We start from the raw sequence: 21118 nt of genomic DNA, 5'->3' as shown, positions 1-21118 counted from the left end.
CCTTGGGAGGATTGCTATGAAGGATTTTTGTTATATTGCCCTAGGGGATTCCATCGCCCTGGGGACCATCACCTATTGGAGCGGAACGGCCGGATACCCTGTCCGGATGCTTCCGGAACTGCGGCGGCGGTATGGGCGGATTGCCTTCCGAAATTTCGCCCGCAATGGCGACCGGGCGGAGGATCTGCTTCTGCGGTTAAAAACCAATATATCTCTGCGCCATTGGGTGCAGAACGCCGATTTGATCACTTTGTGCATCGGCGGCAACAATGTGATGGCCGCTGTCCAAATCCCCGGGTTTACCCGGGCCTATCTCCCTGGTTTGGAGGCTGGCACCCGCCGGTTTGAATGGGTCTATCCCCAGATCATCCGGGAGCTGCGGCGGCTGAACCCCCACTGCCGCCTGCTCTCCATGACGGTATACAACCCCTATTCCTGCCGGCGGGAACCCGCCTTATTCCGGTTGGCCCAGAAATATTTGGGCCGGATCAACCGGTGTATCCGGGCCCAGGAAGATGTCATCCTGGTAGATGCGGCCCAGCGGTTCTCCCTAGGACCTATCGAGAAGCTGTGCTGCCTCTACCCGCGGATGGGGGCCCTTTTCCGCAACCCACACCCCACCCCATGGGGACAACTCCAACTGGCCCAGCTGCACCTGTGGGCAATCCCGGTGCTGCCCTGCCTCACCGGCTCGGTGCCTCCAGAAGGGGAATGAGCTCCCCACCTTGCAACTGAGGATGCACTTTTTTCCAAAAAAGGGAATCGGAAACTGCCGATGCAGCTTCCGATTCCCTTTTGCTTTTTGTATCTTACATTCGGCTGCCTAGGCCAGGTTGGCCAGCCGGGCTTTATAAACCCGAATAAACAACAGGATGCTCACTGCCACCGACACCACTTCAGCGATGGGGAAGGCATACCACACCATCTCCAGCCCGAACAGGTTGGCCATCAAATAGGCCACCGGCAGGATGACAAACAGCTGCCGCAGCACCGAGATGAGCAAGCTGTTCACCCCGCGGCCAATGGCTTGGAACAGGGTGGAGAAGATAATGCTCACTGCGGCGAAGACGAAGCTAGTGCTGATGATCCGCAGGGCGGGGACTCCAATCCGCAGCATCTCCGCAGAGTCGTTGAAGATCCCCAGCAGCTGGGCGGGGAAGAACAGGAACAGAAGCATCCCCACCAAAAGGATGGTGGCGGCGATGAGGACGCCAATTTTCAAGGCATCGAGCAACCGTTTCTTGTTGCCCGCGCCGTAGTTAAAGCCCATAATCGGCATCAAGCCCTGGTTGAGGCCGAACACCGGCATAAAGACAAAGGACTGGAGCTTGTAGTACACCCCCAACACCGAGACAGCGATCTCAGAGAAGGTGATCAGGATGGCGTTGAGCCCCATGACCAGCACCGAGCCGATGGACTGCATGACGATGGAGGGCAGACCCACCGCATATATTTCCTGGATGACGGCTTTCTGTGGCCGGAAGCCCTTAATCTGGATGGTCACCGCATGGTTTTTGCGGAAGGCCACATATACACTGAATACCATAGCCAAAATCTGGCCAGCGACGGTGGCGACGGCCGCACCGGCCACCCCCATCTTGGGGAACCCAAAGTAGCCAAAGATAAAGATGGGGTCCAGGATAATATTGGTCACCGCACCCACCAGCTGGAACAACATGGGGTAAAACATGTTGCCAGTGGCCTGCAGAATCTTCTCAAAATTGATCTGCACAAAGCTGCCAAAGGAGAAGATGGTGACAATTGAAATGTACTGGGTTCCCATCTCGATGACCTGGGCGGTCTCGGTGAACGCTTCAAAGAAGGTGCGGCTGAAAAAGAGGCCGAACACGGCGAATACCAGCCAGCTGCAGATGCCAAGGAACGGGCCATGGCTGGCCGCGCTGTTGGCAGCTTCGTAGTTCTGCTCCCCCAGGCGGCGGGAGATCAGGGAATTGAGTCCCACACCGGTGCCCACTGCCACCGCGATAATCAGTGTCTGGATAGGGAAAGCCAAAGACACGGCGGTGAGTGCGTTGTCCCCCACCCGGGCTACGAAGATACTATCCACGATGTTGTACATCGCCTGGATGAGCATGGAGAACATGGCGGGCAGCGACATTGAAACGATCAGCGGGAAGATTGGGGCGGTGCCCATTTTGTTTTGTTTTGCATTTTCCATAGGGTTGTTCCTCCTGCGGGGTGATGTTCCCCTTGACCGGGCGGCGCAAGCTCCCGCCCAGTGAATCGCCCGCCCCCTCGACTGGCGGCGCAATTGGGGATCGTAATCCAAAACCGGCCGCGGCTGGGCCAGAAACATCCATGCGGTGCATGGCGGGGCGGAACTCGTCTTGGGCCCCGGCGCAAGCCCCCGGCAGCGAAAGACCCCCGCACTCCCGCGTGGATGGGATTCCATAGAACGGCGGGCTGGGCGAAGAGGTCCTTCCCTCCCCTTCCAATTCGCCATGGACAGACTACCACAAAAATGGCCATTCCATTGGTATATTTTACATAAAAAAATGAGAAAATACAAGGCACTACCAGTATTTTGGCCTTTTGGATAAAATGTATCCCCATTTCTGGCCAAGGTTCTGGCAATCTTTTTCCCTCTGTGCTGCCCCGTTAGGACAAAGGCCAGGGACCGGCAACATTCTCCATCGGGGGCCTAGACAAACCCTACCAAAATAGGGTATAATAATCACTGTAAAACCGTGTCAAAGAATCTGCAAGTCCCCTACTCCGCCCGCTGGAGCGGGGAAAAGCGGAACAACCATTCACCATCCCATGGCGGCAGGCCCGCCGGGGGATTTTTCCATGTTTTAAATTGCCGGCTGATCTCCGGCTTTTTCCAAGAATCGGGGCCTGTCCCCCACCTGGACAAGCCCCTGAAACACAAGGAGTTTTTTATGCTTGAAGTAAAAAATCTCACCTTCCACGTCACCGATGGCGGGGAAGCCACCATCCTGGATAACCTCAGCTTCACCGTGCCCAGCGGCCAGATCACAGTGATCACCGGCCCCAACGGCGGCGGAAAATCCACCTTGGCCAAATTGATCATGGGCATTGAGCGGCCCACCTCCGGCCAAATATTGCTGGACGGCCAGGATATCACCGGCCTTTCCATCACCGAGAGGGCCCGTCTGGGCATCGGTTACGCCTTTCAGCAGCCCCCCCGCTTTAAAGGGGTCACCGTCCGGCGGCTGTTGGAGATGGCCCACGGCAGCCCTCTTTCGGAGCCCGAATGCTGCAGCCTTCTCTCCCGGGTGGGGCTCTGTTCCCAGGAATATCTGAAACGGGAAGTAGATGCCTCCCTTTCCGGCGGCGAGCTCAAGCGGATTGAAATTGCCACCCTCATGGCCCGGGATGTGCGCCTGGCCATCTACGACGAGCCGGAAGCCGGCATCGACCTGTGGAGCTTCTCCATGTTGGTGGACAGCTTTGAAAGCTTCCGCACCAATCCCCAGCAGAGCAGCATCATCATCTCCCACCAGGAGCGGATCATCCGCCTGGCCGATGAGATCATCGTCATTGCCGGGGGAAGAATCTCTGCACAAGGCACCCAGGAGGAAATTCTCCCGCTTCTGCAGGGGGAAGTCCAAAACTGCGCCTGCATCCAAAGACAGGGGGGGAACGGCCAATGCTAACTATGATGCAAAACCTGCTGAAAACCATCGCCGACCTGCCGGAGCTCAACTATGGGGCCTACAACCTGCGGGCCAATGGCAAAGGGGTGCAGCAGCACTCCACCGACAACATCTCCATCACCTCTAAAATCGGCATTCCCGGTATTGACATCAAAGTCAAACCCGGCGCCAAAGGGGAGGTCGCTTACATCCCGGTGGTGGTCACCGAAAGCGGAGTCAACGACATGGTCTACAACGACTTTGAAATCGGGGAAAATGCCGACGTCACCATCATCGCCGGCTGCGGCATCCACAACGACGGCTGCGATGCCAGCCAGCACGACGGCATCCACCGGTTCCACCTCTGCCCTGGGGCCCGGCTCAAATACGTAGAGAAGCACTACGGCGAAGGGGAGGGCACCGGCGACCGCATCCTCAACCCCACCACCATCGTCCAGATGGAGGAAGGCTCCTACTGCGAGATGGAGATGGTCCAGATCGAGGGGGTGACCTCCACCGTCCGCAAAACCGACGCCCACCTGGGAAAGGACGCCAAATTGGTGGTCACCGAAAAATTGATGACCCACGGCAAGCAGACCGCCCACTCGGATATGACCGTCAACCTGGACGGGGAGGACGCGGCTTTGCAGATCATCTCCCGGTCGGTGGCCAAGGATACCTCGGTGCAGGTGTTCCACCCCATCGCGGTGGGCAACACCAAAAGCCGGGCCCATGTCCAGTGCGATTCCATCATCATGGACGATGCCCGGGTCAGCTCCATCCCCGAGATCACCGCCAACCACGCCCTGGCCCAGATCGTCCACGAGGCGGCCATCGGCCGGATCAACAACGAGCAGCTGCTGAAGCTGCAAACCCTGGGCCTCACCGAAGAAGGGGCTGAGACGGTCATTGTGAACGCCTTCCTGGACTAAGATGTTTTTGTGCTGGAAAAATTTATTCCTATAAATACCAATTGGAAATATTCTTTAAATTTATCCTCACAGTATATTAAAAAACAGAACAAACCCCCGTCTTTCCTTTGAGAGAGACGGGGGTTTTCTTTTGCAGTCGGTTGATTACTGAGCGTCTACTTTGCTCATGTGGTGGATCAAATCCAGAATCTTGTTGGAATAGCCCCACTCGTTGTCGTACCAGGAGACCAGTTTCACAAAATTCTCATTGAGCATGATGCCCGCTTTGGCATCGAAGATGGAGGTTCTGGGGTCGGTGAGGAAGTCGCTGGAGACGACGGCATCCTCAGTGTAGCCCAGGATACCCTTCATCGAACCCTCCGAAGCCTCTTTCACCTTGGCGCAGATTTCCTCATAGGAGGTGGATTTCTCCAGCCGCACCGTCAGGTCCACAACCGAGACATCCACAGTGGGGATGCGGAAGGACATACCAGTCAACTTGCCTTTCAGCTCGGGGATGACCAGGGCACAGGCTTTCGCCGCACCGGTGGAGGAGGGGATGATGTTGGCCGCAGCCGCCCGACCGCCTCTCCAATCCTTTTTGGAAGGGCCGTCCACCGTTTTCTGGGTGGCGGTGGTGGCATGGACGGTGGTCATCAAGCCCTCTACGATGCCGAAGTTGTCATGGATCACCTTAGCCAAAGGAGCCAGGCAATTGGTGGTGCAGGATGCATTGGATACGACCACCATATCCTTGGTATACTTATCCTGGTTGACACCCATGACAAAGGTAGGGGTCTCTTTGTCCTTGGCGGGGGCGGAGATGACAACCTTCTTGGCGCCGCCTTTGAGGTGGGCCATGGCTTTCTCGGTAGAGGTAAACACACCAGTGGACTCCACAATATATTCTGCGCCGCAGTCCTTCCACGGAATTTCTTCGGGGTTCATGCAGCCATAGACGGCGATCTCTTTGCCGTTGACCAGCAGCTTATCCTCGGTGTGGCCCAGTTCGCCCTGGAATCTGCCGTGGACGGTGTCGTATTTTGCCATATACTCCATATAATCCGGGGTGACAAAAGGATCGTTGATGCCGACGATTTCGAACCGGTCGGGCTGCGCAACTGCTGCCCGGAACACGAGTCTGCCAATTCTGCCGAAGCCGTTGATGCCAATTTTAATTGCCATTGGGAACACTCCTTTTTCTTTTTGACTGGCCCACGCCAAGGGTATGGATTTCTTTTTTCCAACCCCTGTTATTTCCAGCGGAAAACGTTGCCAATGATGGAAAGAACAACTTGCAGAGCCCAAAATGGACAATCTGCTTTACCTATACTATATACCAAAACCCCGTCAGATACAAGGAGTATCGCGGGAAGCAGCTGGAATTTTCATGGAATCCCCTTTTATCTTTTGTTTTGTCGACAAAACTCTAAAAACATCTGAAAATGCGAAAAAGTTCACATAATTGGGTTAATTTACCAGTTTTGTCTTTAATTTTGTTATACATCTTTTTATTCAATAGGAATTTATAAAACTCCAACATTTCCCAGTATTATATGGATAATTTTTGATCAAAATAAATCTTTATGAAATTATTTTTAATATTTATACGGTCAAATTTATTTCCCCACCCGGTACCAATTTCTACAATTTTCAGATATAATAAAGATGAAAACTTCCAGGCCGCTGGGCCGTGGAACAAATACATGGTATTGGAAGTGTCTCTCGATGGAACAAAAAGCTGGTTTCTTTGCTTTATCAGCGGTTGAACAATTATATCAGATGTCCAGTTTCCCTGTCATGGTATGTGACCAACAGTTGCAATTGTGCTGGGCTAACGCCTTTGCCCTTTCCACCTATCCCACCCTCGCCATGGCTGACGGCCTGGAAACCCTGCTCCCGGCCAACCTTTTGATAGCCCTGCGCCAACAGGCGGAGGAGGCGCCCTGTCAGGAATTGCAGGCGCCCACGATGGCTGGCAGCACCCGCTTGATCTTTACCCCCTTGGAAGGGGGGCTGTACCTCCTGCAGTTTGCCCTCCCCAAACGCACCGAATACGCCTTCCCCTTGGAGGGGGGGAAAAAGGTGATCTCCGCCTTTGCCCACTTTTTCCGGGCACCCCTCACCTCTGCCTTTTCGGCCCTGTCGGTTCTCAGTAACAATTTGGCAGACACCGAGATCCCAGAGGAAAACCAAATCCTCATCCAGTCCACAAGCCAGAGCTGCTATAAAATGCTGCGGGCTTCCTCCAACTTCACAGACTATCTCCGCTATCTCTATGGGGAGATGACCCCTCAGCTTTCCCGGGTCACAGTCTGCCGGACGCTGGAAAACCTCTGCACTGCCCTCTCCATTGTGGGAAACCAAACTGGAATTCCCATTACCTATGAGATTCCCAACGATCCAGCCATCGCCCTTTGCGATGCCGACCTGCTGGCCAACGCGCTGCTGCAGTTGGTGTCAAACAGCCTTCTCTACACCAGGGAGGGGAACAAAATCCACATCTCGGTGCGGATTCGAGGGGACAATATGGCAATCACCGTAGCTGACCGGGGCTGTGGAATCCCCGATGATATCCAGAGGGATCTTTTCACCCCTTATTTCTCCCACGATCCCGGCGGGCGGCCCTTCTCTGGATTGGGCCTGGGCCTCACCCTGGTGAAGATTATCGCCTCGATTCACGGCGGGACGGTTGCGCTCCAATCCAAGGAGATGGAGGGGACTACTGTAGTGTTTACCATCCCACTGCGGGACGACGACAGCTACACCTTCTCTGATAAGCAAGACGCCGTGGATTATCTTTTCAATAAATTTTCACCGGTGTATGTCCAGCTCTCCGACAGCTGCCGCTGCCCCACTCCGTAACCCCCCTTCCTCCCGTTTGATTCAGTCCAGACTATGGGCAGATATTGTCGAAAAACGTTTTCTTTCTCTCGTAAATTGTCACCCAGACGGCAAAAAAGGGAACCCTTCCGGGTTCCCTTTTTCTATTGCAAATTAACCGAGGCGGATCTTCTTAGGGGTGTAGCGATTGACAGCCCCTTCGTTGATGGTGACGTTCTCCAAGCTATTTGCCCGATCCTCCAGATCCTTCTGGAATTCCTCGCTCTTCAAGCTGAGCAGGGCGGTATTCCGCAGGCTTTCCAGCATTTTTTCATCCCGGACACTGAGGCGGGTGGCCACAAAGAGGTATTCCTCGGTTTCCACCAGGAAGGGCTCATTCAATTCCTTTTGGAAAATGGCCTCCACAAATTCTTTGGGGAAGTTGCTGTTCTCTTTGCTGACCAATGCGTCGTGGATGGTCTCATCCTCATGGGAATGGACATCGTCCGGGTTTTCCGCAGTCCGTTTTTCCTCCTCCAGGATCAGGTCGAGGATCTTTTCCCCAGCCTGGGCCCGGGCCAGATAGCTCTCTGCCAGTTCTTTCACTGTGGCGAGCTTGTCCTCCGGCAGGGCGGTGCCGGTGTTGTCCACCTTGGAGAGGAGGATGTACTGGGTCTTGGCGTAATCCTGTTCGATCTTATCCAGCAGTTCCTCATCCGAAACCGCCTTGGTGCCGTCCTTGCCATAGATGGCCTGGAACAGGACATTGACCTTGGCGTTGTTCTCCAAATTCAGTTTGAGGGAGGTCTCACCCACCCCATTGAGCTCATAAATCTTTTGGAGCATCCCCCACTGGTAGGTGAAGGAATCGTCAATCTGCTTCTGCTGTTCTTCGGTAAAGGAGAGGCCCATCTCATCAAACAGCTGGTCGATGGCAATGTGTTCTTTCACCCGGTTCATGGTTTCATTGCGGATCCATTCGTCGGCATTTACCTCATCGATCTGCTGGCTGAGCAAATCCCCTTTCTGATCCGGCACCCGGTATTTGGCCTCCGAGTACACATCCATCATCGTGGCGATATACACCCCTGCGGGCAGTTTGGTGTCGCCGTATTTGGCAATCCAAGTGGTATCGGCGCCGCTGCACCCTGCAAAGGAAGCCACCAAGACCCCACACAAGGCGATCGCAGTCAGTCGTTTCATCCAATTCATCCTTTTGTTTCCTCCCAAATGAGGGGAATCCATCCTTCCCCCATTGTAATGTACATCTATGGCGCCCCTCTTGTATAACAGTTTGACACCTAGGCGCCACTTACCGCTTATTATACCATCCCCCAAAAGGGAAATCTATAGGAATTCTGTAAACACCCCCTCCTTTTCTTTGGAAAAAGAAAAGGGGACAAAAGAAACCAACCTTATTTCTCTACTCCCGCACCCTCCGGCTGCATGGCAGAAAGGGCTTCCCGGATGGTGTCCAGGGCCTTTTTGCCCTTGGGGATTTTGACGGTAATATATGGCTTCGCACCCGCGTTGACCATCACCCGGCCGGGGAGTTTGGCCGCTAGGGTCGAGACCCGCTCCATGTCCAGCTGCTCGGGGATGAGCCATACCGCATCCCCCCGCTCGCTGATCTCCTTGATGCCCAGGCCCGCGGCAGTGTTGCGGACCAAAGCCACATCCACCAAACCCTTGACCGCCTGGGGCGGGTCGCCAAACCGGTCGATCAGCTCATCCAGCACATCCATGGAGTCCTCTTTGTTCTGGATAGCGGCAATCTTCTTGTAAATGTCGATCCTCTGGGAGAGGTTGGAGATATACTCCTCGGGGATGTGGGCGCCAATGCGGATATCCACCATGCACTCGGCGCTGGTTTTGGGCGGGGCTTCCCCCCGCTGCTCCCCCACCGCTTCGGAGAGGAGCCGCAGGTACATGTCATAGCCCACCGCCTCCATGTGCCCATGCTGCTGGGCGCCCAGAACGTTGCCTGCACCCCGGATCTCCAGATCCCGCATAGCGATGCGGAAGCCGGAGCCAAAGCTGGTGAATTCCCGGATAGCGGCCAGACGCTTGGTGGCCACATCCGAGAGGGCTTTGCCCCGGGTAAAGGTCAGGTAGGCAAAAGCCCGCCGGTTGGAGCGGCCCACCCGCCCCCGCAGCTGATACAGCTGGGAGAGGCCCATCCGGTCGGCGTTTTCAATGATGAGGGTGTTGCAGTTGGAGACGTCCACCCCCGTCTCAATAATAGTGGTGCAGACCAGAATATCAATCTCGTGGTCGTTGAGCTGCTTCCACACCCGGGAGAGCTGTTCCTCCCCCATTTTGCCGTGGGCGGAGACCACCCGGGCGTCGGGGAGCATCTGCTGGATCTTAAAGGCGCAGCTGTCGATGGACTCCACATGATTGTGGAGATAGAACACCTGGCCGCCCCGGCGCAGCTCCCGGCGCATGGCCTCGCCCAAAACGCCCCAGTCGTGTTCCAATACATAGGTCTGGACCGGGTGGCGGTCCTGGGGGGCCTCCTCGATAACCGACATATCCCGGATGCCGCTCATGGCCATGTTTAACGTCCGGGGGATGGGGGTGGCGGACAAGGTCAGCACATCCACTTCTCCCCGCATCTCCTTGAATTTCTCCTTGTGGGCCACCCCGAACCGCTGTTCCTCGTCGATGATGCACAAGCCCAAATCTTTAAACGTTACATCCTTTTGGATCACCCGGTGAGTGCCGATGATGATGTCCACCTCTCCCCGCCGCAGCTCCCGGAGGATCTCCTCCTGCTGCTTGGCGGTGCGGTACCGGGAGAGGACCTCCACCTTGATGGGGAAACCGTTCATCCGGTTGCGGAAGGTCTGATAATGCTGCCAGGCCAAAATGGTGGTGGGCACCAGCACCGCCACCTGTTTGCCGTCCATCACCGCCTTAAATGCCGCCCGGATGGCCACCTCGGTCTTGCCGAAACCCACATCGCCGCACAGAAGCCGGTCCATGGGCACCGGGCGCTCCATATCCGCCTTGATCTCGTCAATGCAGCGCAGCTGGTCGTCGGTCTCCTCATAGGGGAAGCGGTCCTCAAAGTCCCGCTGCCAGTCGGTGTCCGGCCCAAAGGCGTACCCTTTCAGCTGCATCCTCTGGGAGTAGAGGCGGATCAGCTCCTGGGCCATATCGGCCACCGCCTTTTTCACCCGCTGGCGGGTCTTGCTCCACTCCACCGAATTGAGCTTGTTCAGCTTAACCCCGCTGTCCTCCCGGGCGCCGATGTATTTACTCACCAGATCCAGCTGGGTGACCGGCACAAAGAGGGTATCGGTGCCGGCGTAGCGGATCTTGATGTAGTCCTTCACCACCCCGTGGATGTCCCGCTTGATGATGCCTTCAAACACCCCGATGCCGTGGGCCACATGGACCACGTAATCGCCGGGAGTCAGGTCGGCCAGGCTCTTGATGGCATCTCCTTTTTTAGCCGCCTTGTGTTTGCGGGGGGCGGAGGCAGCCGCCCTGCCATGGGTGATCACCGCCAGCTTGAGCCGGGGGTATTCAAACCCGGCGGAGAGGGCCCCGTCGGTGACCAGCACCTTGCCCCGGCGCAGTTCGCTTAAATTCTCCACATAATCGGCGGAGATGCCCGCCTTTTGCAGGTCGTCGGTAAGGGCTGCGGCGGCCCGCTTGGTGCCCGCCATGACAATGGCGCAGTACTCCTGGCCCAAGTAATCGGTCAAATCCTCCTTGAGCAGGTCAAACTCCCCGCTCCACACCGAAAGCTGCACTGCCTCGATGTTGTACAGGCCCTTGAGGGGGATCTCCCCCAGGTTGCGGGTGAAAGTATCCAGAATAAGGGTGTCCCACCGCTCCATTTGGGTGAGAAGATCCACATAGTCCCCGATGTAACCAGTACAGCCGGGGAAAAGTATCCCCTCTTCCAGCATGATCTTGATATCCTCCTGGAGCTGCCAATGGAGGTTTTTCAAGGCGTCCTTGGCCCCGATGGGGTCGCTGACAAACAGCGCTGCATCGGAGAAATAATCGAAGAGGGTTGCCGGTTTTTCATAGACCACCGGCAGGTACTTGTCAATGCTATTGAGGGTGAGGCCGCCTTCCAGCCGGTCAATATCCTTCTGGAGGTGCTCCTTGGCCGCCACCCCGGCCTTGCCCTTCTGCCGGTCCCGGATGGCGCAGAGGGTTTTTCGGAACCCCTCTGGGGAATCATAGAGCACCTCTCGGGCGGGGGTGATCACCGCTTCCTCCACCACCTCGCTGCGGCGCTGGGTATCGGTCTTGAACTGGCAGATGGTGTCCACCTCATCCCCCCAAAACTCCACTCGGTAGGGGTCGGCGCTCTGGGGAGGGTAAAAGTCCAGGATGCCGCCCCGGTGGGAGAATTGGCACACCCCTTCCACCTGCTCCCGCCCCTCATAGCCGGCCTTGAGAAGGAGAGCCACCAGCTCCTCCATGGAAAAACTCTCCCCTGGGTGGATGGCCACCGTCCGGGCTTTTAACTCCTGAGGCGGCATGGTGTGCAGGAGGGCCGCCTCGGCGGAGGCCACCACAATGGGGCAGTCCCCACCGCTTAAAAGGCCCAGCACCTTGAGCCGGGCGTGTTCATATTCCCGGCTTACCCCCTCCACATCCCGGTAAGTCAGCTCCCGGGCGGGGTAATAAAAGGCCATCTGCTGGTGATCCGGGCCGAAAAAGGCGTTGATATCCTCACAGATACGCAGGGCGGAGGGTTCGTCCGGGGTGATCACCAATCCCTGGCGCTCGATAATTTGGGTGATGGCATAGATAAAATGGGCTTTGTGGATGCCGGAAAGGCCGCTTGCCAGCATCGGGGTCCTGCCGCTTCCGAAGCTGTCGCAGATCTCCGCAAAGTCCTTGAGGTTGAGCAGCATGCGAGAAAAATTCTTCATCCCCTTGCCCCCTTTCCTGTTGCAAACAATTGGTCAAGAATTAAACTGGTTCATCGCCTGGTCAATCTTTCCGTCCACAATCAGCTCCACGGCGTCGTTGGCATGGCCGAAGGTGGATTCCAGGGCTTTTCGCTCCTCGGCGGAAAACTTACTCAGCACCCAGTCCGCCAGGTCGTACTGGGGATGGGGCTTGGCGCCCACCCCCATCTTGATCCGGGGGAAGGTGTCCTTTCCCGTGAGATAGATGATGTTTTTAATCCCGTTGTGGCCCCCGTCGCTCCCCTTGCGGCGAATGCGCAGGTGCCCTGGCTCCAACGAGATGTCATCGTATAGTATAATCACCCGTTCGATGGGAATTTTGTAGAACTGCATGGCGTCCCGCACCGCTTCGCCGGAAAGATTCATAAAGGTAGTGGGCTTTAAGAAGAGGACCCGCTTGCCGGCGATCATAGTGTCGCCGCACAGGGATTTGAATTTGAGTTTGTCCACCCGAAATCCCCGTTTGGCGCTGATGTAATCCACCGCCAGGTAGCCGGCGTTGTGGCGGGTGTTCTCATACTCCTTGCCCGGGTTGCCCAGGCCGGCGACGATGTACTCCACCGGGCCGGAGGGGGTATATCCCCCGAAATAGTCTTTGATTTTGGGAAACAACAGGGTTTCCCTCCTTTCGTTGCTGCACTTGCAAGGGATGGTTCCCACGGCCTTTCCTGGCGGAAAAGGAATGGTGACCTCCTTTGCCCCAAACAGCATATGAGCGGGACAGAGACCTGCCCCGCTTATACGCGATTGTTTTAATAGTATGTACAAGGGAATGGATGTGATTACACAAACAGCGGGGAAACCGGTTTGTCCTCATAAATCCGCTCGATCGCCTCTGCAAACACAGGCGCCACCGAAATGGTCTTGATCATGGGATGGCGGGTCCGGTCGTTGAGAGGGATGGTGTCCAGGATGACCAGTTCGTCGATGACACTCTTTTCCAGGCGCTCGATGGCTGGACCGGAGAGGACGCCGTGGGTGGCGCAGGCGATGACCTTTTTGGCCCTGCCTTTTTCCACCAGGGCGGCAGCGGCGTTGCACAGGGTGCCGGCGGTGTCAATCAAGTCATCCACGATGACGCAGGTCTTGCCGGCGACCTCGCCGATGATGTTCATCACCTCAGAGACGTTGGCTTTGGGACGGCGCTTGTCGATGATGGCGATGGGCGCGTCAAATTTTTCGGCGAACTTCCGGGCGCGGGTCACCGAACCCAGGTCGGGGGAAACCACCACCAACTCATCCTTGGGAAGGTCTTTGAAATACTCTTTGAAGTAGGGGACCAGCAGGGGAACACCCAGCAGATGGTCCACTGGGATGTCAAAAAAGCCCTGGATCTGGGCGGCGTGAAGGTCCATGGTCAGCACCCGGTCGGCACCGGCGGCGGTGATCAGATCGGCGCACAGCTTGGCGGAGATCGGGTCGCGGGCCTTGGCCTTGCGGTCCTGCCGGGCATAGCCAAAATAGGGCATCACCGCGGTGATCCGGCCGGCAGAAGCCCGCTTAAAGGCGTCAATCATAATCAAGAGTTCCATCAAATGGTCGTTGACGGGGGAGCAGGTGGACTGCACCACAAATACGTCAGAGCCGCGGACCGATTCGTTGATGGAGACGGAGATTTCCCCGTCGGAGAAGGTTTTGACCTCGGCAGCTCCCAAGGGGAGGTTCAGCTGTTTTGCAATTTCAGCCGCTACATCAGGGTTGGAATTCGCTGTAAAAATCTTAATGTCCTTGCCATGCAGATTCATTTTACTAAACTCCTTTTTTATATTGACCACCTTGGGACTCCAGGTTGGCAGCCTACTGTTTTTTCCGGTATTTTCCTTTTTCCTTGGCCCAATTTTCCTTATTCTCCTGCCTCTGGCGGCCAATGGCCAAGGCATAGGGGGGTACGTCATCGGTGACGGTGGTACCGGCGCCAGTGATGCAGCCCTCCCCCAAAGTGACAGGGGCAATCAAATTGGTGTTGCAGCAGATAAAAGCGCCATCCCCCACCACAGTGCGGTGTTTTTTCGCACCGTCGTAGTTGGCGGTAACTACCCCGCAGCCAAAGTTGACCCCTGCGCCCACATCGCTGTCTCCGATGTAAGTCAGGTGGGCGATGGAGGTTTTCTCCCCCACCACCGAGTTTTTCACTTCCACAAAATTTCCCACTTTAACGCCGGCCTGTAGGGTGGTGCCGGGCCGCAGATGGGCAAATGGTCCGATGCGCGCCCCATCTCCCACCGTGCTGTCCTCCAAAAGGGAGGAGTGGACCCGCACCCCTTCACCGATGCGGCAGTTGTTCAACTCGGTGTTGGGGCCGATCTCGCAGCCCTCGCCGATGCGGGTCTTGCCTTTGATAACCGTCCCCGGCAGGATGCGGGTATCGGCGCCGATCACCGCGTCCGGTGAGATCACCACCCCATCGGTGAAGGGGATGTCAACCCCAAGATCCATCAGCTTTTCCAGCACCCGCATCCGGGCAGTCTCGTTGAGCTGGTGAAGGCCCTTGCGGTCGTTGGCGCCCAGCACCACATCCGCCCGGGGGGACCGGTACACCCCCACTGGCTGGCCCATCCCCTTGGCAATGGCAACTGTATCGGTGATATAGTATTCACCGGCGGCGTTGTCGCAGGTGATCCGGTTCAGCGCCTCCAACAGGAAGGCGGTTCGGAACCAGTAGATCCCAGAATTGATCTCCCGGATAGCCCGCTGCTCCTCGGTGGCGTCTTTCTCCTCCACAATGGCGGAGAATTTCCCATCCTGCCGCAGGATCCGGCCATAGCCGCGGGGCTGCTCCAGGTCCGCTGTCACAACGGTGACGGCATTCCCCCCAGCCCGGTGGACCTCATAGGCTGCACGGATGGTCTCCTCGTCCACAAACGGGGTGTCCCCATACAGGAGGAGGACGTCCCCATCCACATTGGATTCCAGAAACTCACGGGCCATCATCACAGCGTGGCCTGTACCCCTGCGCTCCTTCTGCACCGCGATGGCACAGTTTTCCGGCACAATGGCCAGCACGTCCTTTGCATGGTCTGACACCACGGTGCACACCGTTTCAATCCCCGAGGCAAAACAGCTGTCCAACACCCATTTTAGCATGGGTTTAAACAGTACCTCGCACAGCACCTTGGAGGATTTGGATTTCATCCGCTTGCCGTCTCCGGCCGCCAGAATGATGGCGCAAACATCCTGCAAACTAACACGCCCCTTTTGGTGATTGGGATAAAATTGCCGCATGGCAATGCCTTCCCATGCGGTTTTGGTTGTAGGTGGATACCTCTACATCCACTATTATTGCAAGTTTCGGCATTTTTTTCAAGGGAATTTTCCCGTTTCAGTCAATTATATGAACAGTCTCGTGAAAAATAACAAATCCGCCCGGTGCAAACGGGAAAAATGGTGGGCTTTTCTCTGCCATGGAAAAACAGCGGAGGCTTAAAGCCCCCGCTGGACTGCATATCACCGCTTGCTGAACAAATTGGGCTTGCTGCCCATATACACGCTGAGCACCAGCCCCATAGCCAGGTAGTTGGACAGCAGGGAACTGCCGCCGGAGGAGAAAAAAGGCAGGGTGATGCCCACCACCGGCATCAGGCCGATGTTCATGCCGATGTTGACAACCACTTGGAAGGCCATCATGGCAAAGACGCCCACGCAGATATACCGGCCCAGGTAATCCCCGGCCAGACCGCCGGTGAGCAGTGCCTTGCCACAGATGCCGCACAGCAGGAAAATTACCACCAGCGTACCGACAAACCCCAGCGCCTCCCCTATAAAGGAGAAGATGAAGTCGTTGTAAATCTCCGGCACATACTGGTGCTTATCGGCAAAGATGCCCACCCCCCACATCCGGCCAGAGCCGATGGCGATCCGCCCGGTGAGCTGCTGCCACCCGGTGTTCTGGGGGTCAAGAGCCGGGTTGAGCATCACCCGCACCCGCATTCGCTTGTCTTCATCCATAATAAAGAACCAGACAATGGGCAGAAGGGCGACGGCACTGCCCGCCGCCATAAAGATATACTTCCAGTGGATGCCCGCCACAAACAGCATGGCGGCGAAGATCACCAGAAAGACCAAGGCCGTGCCGTGGTCCCCCTGGAGCATCACCAGCAGAATGGGAGCCGCCCCATGGGCCACCAAAGTGGCCAGCACCTTGGGGTTGTTGATTTCGTTCTGCACCTCTGACAAATGGAGGGCAAAGGCCACAATAAAGCTGATCTTCAAAAACTCTGAGGGCTGGATAGTCCCTCCGATAAAGGGGATAGGCAGCCAGGCCTGGTCATCCACCCCATCCCGCCCAGTGCCGAAGAGGAAGGTCATCAGCACCAAGGTATAGGCCAAAGGGACATGGAGCTTCCACAGTTTGGCGATGGTGTGGTAATCCATTTTGGAGAGGATCACCGCCCCCAGAAGGCCGATGCCCGCCGCCAACAGCTGGGTGTAGACCAGGCGCATCCGGGTAAAAAAGCCCGCTTCATACATCCCCAGCAGGAGCACAACGGAGAGTGCAGTGCAGGAGAGGCAGAGGGCATAGTACAGTTTATCGGTATCCCGCAGATACCCATAGACTGCGGAAAAAACTCGTTTCATCGTATTGGGTCCTCCCCCAAAGGCAGCGCCTTCGGTTTTCACAAATTGGGGTGTCGCGGGCCGCTTCCCCACTCCAAGGAAAACGGCAGCCCGATCCGGCGGTTTCGCTATTTTTATTATAGTGGGTAAACCCATTCCCTGCAAGTTTTTCCGAAAATCTTCCCGCCCGGTGAAAAATGGGAATTCCCCCATAGCACTTTTTGGGGTTTCCTGCTATACTCAAACATAAGAACGCCTCCCTATCCAGGGAGAGAACAAAGGAGAAACCATATGCTCACTGACATCGAAATCGCGCAGCAGTGCACCATGCTGCCAATCGCCGACATCGCAGAACGCCTGGGCGTGCTCCCCGAGGAGCTGGAGCCCTACGGCCGATACAAAGCAAAACTCTCCGAGGGGATTTTCTCCCGCTTGGAGGGCCGCAAAGACGGCAAACTGGTGCTGGTCACCGCCATCAACCCCACCCCCGCCGGGGAAGGCAAAACCACCACCACCGTCGGCCTGGGACAGGCCATGCACCGCATTGGCAAAAACGCCGTCATCGCCCTGCGGGAGCCCTCCCTGGGCCCGGTGTTCGGGGTCAAGGGGGGCGCAGCCGGAGGCGGCTACTCCCAGGTGGTTCCCATGGAGGACATCAACCTCCATTTCACCGGGGATATGCACGCCATCACCGCAGCCAACAACCTGCTCTGCGCCATGATCGACAACCACCTGCAGCAGGGCAACACCCTTTCCATCGACCCCCGGCGCATCCTCTTTAAACGCTGCATGGACATGAATGACCGGGCACTGCGCCAGGTGGTGGTGGGCCTGGGCGGCAAGCCCAACGGCATGCCCCGGGAGGATGGGTTCCAGATCACCGTGGCCAGCGAGGTCATGGCCATCCTCTGCCTGGCTGCCGACCTTGCCGACCTGAAAAAACGGCTGGGTGACATCCTCATCGCCTACAACCTCTCCGGCGAGCCGGTCTACTGCCGCGATCTGGAGGCCCACGGTGCCATGGCAGCCCTGCTCAAAGACGCCTTGAAGCCCAACCTGGTCCAAACCCTGGAGAACACCCCCGCCCTGATGCACGGCGGCCCCTTCGCCAACATCGCCCACGGGTGCAACTCGGTGCGGGCCACCAAGCTGGCCCTCAAGCTGGGGGATTACTGCATCACCGAGGCCGGCTTCGGCTCCGACCTGGGCGCGGAGAAATTCCTGGACATCAAATGCCGGTACGCCGGACTGGCCCCCTCTGCCATCGTGCTGGTGGCCACCATGCGGGCGCTGAAGTACAACGGCGGCGTGCCCAAAAAGGAGGTCTCCCAGGAGAATGTGGACGCCCTGAAAAAAGGCGTCTCCAACCTGGAAGCCCACATCGACAACCTGCATAAATTCGGCGTGCCGGTGGTGGTGGCCATCAACCGCTTTTACACCGACACCGAGGCGGAGATCTCCTTCCTCACCGATTTCCTGACCCAGAAAGGGGTCCCCTTCTCCCTCTGCGAACATTTCGCCAAAGGCGGCGAAGGGGCCATCGACCTGGCCAACAAGGTAGTTGCCGCCTGCGAAGAGGAAAGTTCCTTCCGCTTCCTCTACGATGAGAAGCTGCCCATCAAGGAAAAGATGGCCATCATCGCCCGGGAGATCTACGGCGCCGACGGGGTCAGCTACACCCCCGCTGCGGAAAAAGCCATCAAGGATATCACCGCCCTTGGAAAAGGGGATCTGCCCATCTGCGTAGCCAAGACCCAGTACTCCCTGTCCGACGACCCCTCCCTGCTGGGCCGGCCCACCGGCTTCACCATTACGGTGAAGGAGGCCCGCCTCTCTGCCGGGGCCGGGTTTGTGGTGCTGCTCACCGGTGATATTATGACCATGCCGGGCTTGCCAAAACAGCCTGCCGCCTGTAAAATTGATGTAGACGAACAGGGCAGCATCCGCGGACTGTTTTAACCGAACCAATTGCAACTGCCGCTGGGCAGAGCCCTGGCGGCCTGAAAGGAGCGCTTCCGCTATGAAAACCTTTATCACCCACAGCCCCCAGGAGACCGAAGAACTGGCCGGGAAGCTGGCGGCGCTTCTTTCCCCTGGGGATATCATCGCCTATGAAGGCGGCATGGGGATGGGCAAAACTGCCTTTACCCGGGGCCTTTGCAGGGGCCTTGGCATCGCCGCCGACGTCTCCAGCCCCACTTTCTCCCTAGTCAACGAATACCGGGGGGAGAATGCCACCCTCTATCACTTCGACATGTTCCGGGTGGAGAGCTTCTCCGACTTGTACTCCACCGGGTTCTTTGATTACCTGGATTACGGCGGCATCCTGGCCATCGAGTGGAGCGAAAACATCGCCGGGGCCCTGCCCGAAGGCTGCATCCAAGTATCCTTGGAACGGGTGGACGACACCACCCGAAAAATCACCATAAAGGGGGATGAGCGCCTTGAAGCTGCTCTCGCTTGACACCTCCTCCCTGGCCGCCTCCGCCGCCCTTTGGGAGGACGAGCGGCTGCTGGGGGAATTCTTCATCAACGCCAAACTCACCCACAGCCAGACGGCCATGCCCATGGTGGAGGACCTGCTGAAGGCCACCCAGACCTCCCTTTCCCAGGTGGATTTGTTTGCCGTCTCCACCGGGCCTGGCTCCTTCACCGGCCTTCGCATCGGCATCGCCGCAGTCAAGGGCATGGCCCACGCCCTTGGGAAGCCCTGCATCCCGGTTTCCACCCTCAAGGGGATGGCCTACAACCTTCTGGGGTTTGACGGCTATGTCTGCCCTGTCATGGATGCCCGCTGCCAGCAGGTGTACACCGCCCTCTTTGAGATGGTGGGCGGCCGCCCCGTCCAGGTGGAAGAGGACTCCGCCATTCCCCTCACCCAGTTGGAAAACCGTCTTTCCCGCCTTTCCAAACGGGTATTTTTAGTTGGCGACGGGGCCAAGCTGTGCTATAATGAATGTATCGGCTCCTGCCCGAATATCGTCCTGGCTCCGCCCTCCCTTCTGTTCCAAAAAGCGTCCAGCGTGGCCCAAGCGGCCCTAGAGGACCTGGAAGCAGCTGTCCCGGCGGCGGAGTTGGCCCCAGCTTATCTGCGCCTGCCCCAGGCGGAGCGGGAGCTCCTGCGCAAACAAAATCAGAAAGGTTGATGTATATGCTGGCCATCGGCAGCGACCACGGCGGCTACGCCCTCAAGGAAGAAATCAAAAAGTACCTGGACTCCAAACAGATCGCCTATGAGGATTTTGGCACCCTGACCGGGGAATCCTGCGATTATCCCGATATTGCAAACGCGGCCTGCCAGGCCATCGTCTCCGGCCGGTGCGACCGGGGCATCCTCATCTGCGGCACCGGCATCGGCATCTCCATGGCCGCCAACAAGGTCAAGGGCATCCGGGCTGCCTGCTGCTCCGATTACTTCAGCGCCAAATACACCCGCCTTCACAACGACGCCAATGTGCTGTGCATGGGCGGACGGGTGGTGGGCCCCGGCCTGGCCACCGAACTGGTGGAGGTGTTCCTCCATACGGAATTTGAAGGCGGACGCCATCAGCGCCGGATCGACAAAATTACCGCCATCGAAGCGGCCCAATAAGCGGCATCCCCTATTCCATTGATTTTGAGAGGAGTTTTTGCTATGGCAAACAAACCGTTGATTATGGATCACCCCCTGATCCAGCACAAGCTGACCCTGCTGCGGGACAAGCGCACCGGCTCCAAGGAGTTCCGGGAGATGATCGCCGAAGTCTCCATGCTGATGTGCTATGAGGCCACCCGCGACCTGCCTTTGAAAGAGGTGGAGATTGAGACCCCCATGACCATGACCAAGTCCAACGTGATCTCTGGCCGCAAACTGGCCTTTGTGCCCATCCTGCGGGCGGGCCTTGGCATGGTGGACGGCGTGCTGGAGATGATCCCCGCTGCCAAGGTGGGCCACATCGGCATCTACCGGGATCCTGAATCCCACAAACCGGTGGACTACTACTGCAAACTGCCCAAGGACATCGCCAGCCGCCACGTCATCGTGCTGGACCCCATGCTGGCCACCGGCGGTTCCGCAGTAGAAGCCATCAACCTGCTGAAAAAAGAAGGGGTGCAGAACATCAAGTTCATGTGCATCATCGCCGCCCCTGAAGGGCTGGACGCCTTGACTACCGCCCACCCCGATGTACAGGTCTATTGCGCCGCCCTGGATGAAAAACTGGATGAGAACAAATACATCCTTCCCGGGCTGGGCGATGCCGGCGACCGGATCTTCGGCACCAAATAA

Annotated in this window: 17 protein-coding genes; 9 read left to right on the top strand and 8 right to left on the bottom strand. The window is 57.2% G+C overall.

Annotation, left to right across the window (positions count from 1 at the left end):
• The first annotated feature begins 16 nt into the window (after window positions 1-16).
• Complete coding sequence (locus RDQ42_RS01780; protein ID WP_231358684.1) at window positions 17-715, top strand: GDSL-type esterase/lipase family protein; 699 nt, start codon at window positions 17-19, stop codon at window positions 713-715.
• 108 nt (window positions 716-823) lie between these two features.
• Here the strand turns inward: RDQ42_RS01780 and RDQ42_RS01775 are convergent, their stop codons facing one another.
• On the bottom strand, window positions 824-2179 hold the full coding sequence (locus RDQ42_RS01775; protein WP_308588169.1) for an MATE family efflux transporter: 1356 nt from the start codon (window positions 2177-2179) through the stop codon (window positions 824-826).
• Window positions 2180-2903: 724 nt separating this feature from the next.
• Between RDQ42_RS01775 and RDQ42_RS01770 the strand changes: the two genes are divergently transcribed.
• Window positions 2904-3641 (top strand): ATP-binding cassette domain-containing protein, encoded by a 738-nt coding sequence (locus tag RDQ42_RS01770; protein WP_308588167.1) that lies wholly within the window; start codon window positions 2904-2906, stop codon window positions 3639-3641.
• Entirely contained in the window at window positions 3635-4552 is a 918-nt protein-coding gene (locus tag RDQ42_RS01765; RefSeq protein ID WP_308588166.1) for a SufD family Fe-S cluster assembly protein, read from the top strand. The genes RDQ42_RS01770 and RDQ42_RS01765 overlap by 7 nt, the downstream gene beginning before the upstream one ends.
• Window positions 4553-4696: 144 nt before the next feature.
• Here the strand turns inward: RDQ42_RS01765 and gap are convergent, their stop codons facing one another.
• Entirely contained in the window at window positions 4697-5716 is a 1020-nt protein-coding gene (gene gap, locus RDQ42_RS01760) for a type I glyceraldehyde-3-phosphate dehydrogenase (protein WP_054332024.1), read from the bottom strand.
• Between the two features lie 543 nt (window positions 5717-6259).
• On the opposite strand from gap, the gene RDQ42_RS01755 reads away from it, so the two are divergent.
• The gene (locus RDQ42_RS01755) at window positions 6260-7396 is read left to right on the top strand and encodes a sensor histidine kinase KdpD (RefSeq protein ID WP_054332025.1); all 1137 of its coding nucleotides are present in this window, start codon (window positions 6260-6262) and stop codon (window positions 7394-7396) included.
• 132 nt (window positions 7397-7528) lie between these two features.
• On the opposite strand, the gene RDQ42_RS01750 is transcribed toward RDQ42_RS01755, so the two are convergent.
• The 6 genes from RDQ42_RS01750 to RDQ42_RS01725 form a co-directional block, all read right to left on the bottom strand.
• A complete protein-coding gene (locus RDQ42_RS01750) occupies window positions 7529-8557 on the bottom strand; it encodes a hypothetical protein (RefSeq protein WP_071427427.1) in 1029 nt (342 codons plus the stop codon).
• A gap of 212 nt (window positions 8558-8769) precedes the next feature.
• A complete protein-coding gene (gene mfd / locus RDQ42_RS01745) occupies window positions 8770-12258 on the bottom strand; it encodes a transcription-repair coupling factor (RefSeq protein ID WP_195254490.1) in 3489 nt (1162 codons plus the stop codon).
• 33 nt (window positions 12259-12291) lie between these two features.
• Window positions 12292-12909, bottom strand: coding sequence for an aminoacyl-tRNA hydrolase (pth, locus tag RDQ42_RS01740; RefSeq protein WP_231358680.1), 618 nt, complete (start codon window positions 12907-12909; stop codon window positions 12292-12294).
• A 170-nt stretch (window positions 12910-13079) separates the two neighbouring features.
• Window positions 13080-14042 carry a ribose-phosphate pyrophosphokinase gene (locus tag RDQ42_RS01735; RefSeq protein ID WP_054332027.1) on the bottom strand — a complete coding sequence of 321 codons (963 nt, stop codon included), beginning with the start codon at window positions 14040-14042 and terminating at the stop codon, window positions 13080-13082.
• A 52-nt stretch (window positions 14043-14094) separates the two neighbouring features.
• Entirely contained in the window at window positions 14095-15477 is a 1383-nt protein-coding gene (gene glmU, locus RDQ42_RS01730) for a bifunctional UDP-N-acetylglucosamine diphosphorylase/glucosamine-1-phosphate N-acetyltransferase GlmU (protein WP_231358679.1), read from the bottom strand.
• 264 nt (window positions 15478-15741) lie between these two features.
• Window positions 15742-16872, bottom strand: coding sequence for an FtsW/RodA/SpoVE family cell cycle protein (locus RDQ42_RS01725; RefSeq protein WP_071427429.1), 1131 nt, complete (start codon window positions 16870-16872; stop codon window positions 15742-15744).
• A gap of 270 nt (window positions 16873-17142) precedes the next feature.
• Here RDQ42_RS01725 and RDQ42_RS01720 point away from each other — a divergent pair, with 270 nt between their 5' ends.
• The 5 genes from RDQ42_RS01720 (at window position 17143) to upp (ending at window position 21118) form a co-directional block, all read left to right on the top strand.
• Complete coding sequence (locus RDQ42_RS01720; protein WP_308588164.1) at window positions 17143-18810, top strand: formate--tetrahydrofolate ligase; 1668 nt, start codon at window positions 17143-17145, stop codon at window positions 18808-18810.
• A 61-nt stretch (window positions 18811-18871) separates the two neighbouring features.
• Window positions 18872-19315 (top strand): tRNA (adenosine(37)-N6)-threonylcarbamoyltransferase complex ATPase subunit type 1 TsaE, encoded by a 444-nt coding sequence (tsaE, locus tag RDQ42_RS01715; protein ID WP_231358677.1) that lies wholly within the window; start codon window positions 18872-18874, stop codon window positions 19313-19315.
• Window positions 19296-19997, top strand: coding sequence for a tRNA (adenosine(37)-N6)-threonylcarbamoyltransferase complex dimerization subunit type 1 TsaB (gene tsaB, locus RDQ42_RS01710; RefSeq protein ID WP_071427430.1), 702 nt, complete (start codon window positions 19296-19298; stop codon window positions 19995-19997). The genes tsaE and tsaB overlap by 20 nt, the downstream gene beginning before the upstream one ends.
• Window positions 19998-20002: 5 nt before the next feature.
• Window positions 20003-20443, top strand: coding sequence for a ribose 5-phosphate isomerase B (gene rpiB / locus RDQ42_RS01705; protein WP_054332065.1), 441 nt, complete (start codon window positions 20003-20005; stop codon window positions 20441-20443).
• 42 nt (window positions 20444-20485) lie between these two features.
• Window positions 20486-21118, top strand: coding sequence for a uracil phosphoribosyltransferase (gene upp, locus RDQ42_RS01700; protein ID WP_071427431.1), 633 nt, complete (start codon window positions 20486-20488; stop codon window positions 21116-21118).

Source organism: uncultured Merdimmobilis sp., from assembly GCF_902471145.1.
GTDB classification, from domain to species: Bacteria; Bacillota; Clostridia; order Oscillospirales; family Ruminococcaceae; genus Merdimmobilis; species Merdimmobilis hominis.
The sequence above is the reverse complement of the archived record's forward strand: the minus strand, read 5'-3'. Positions and strand labels throughout refer to the sequence as shown.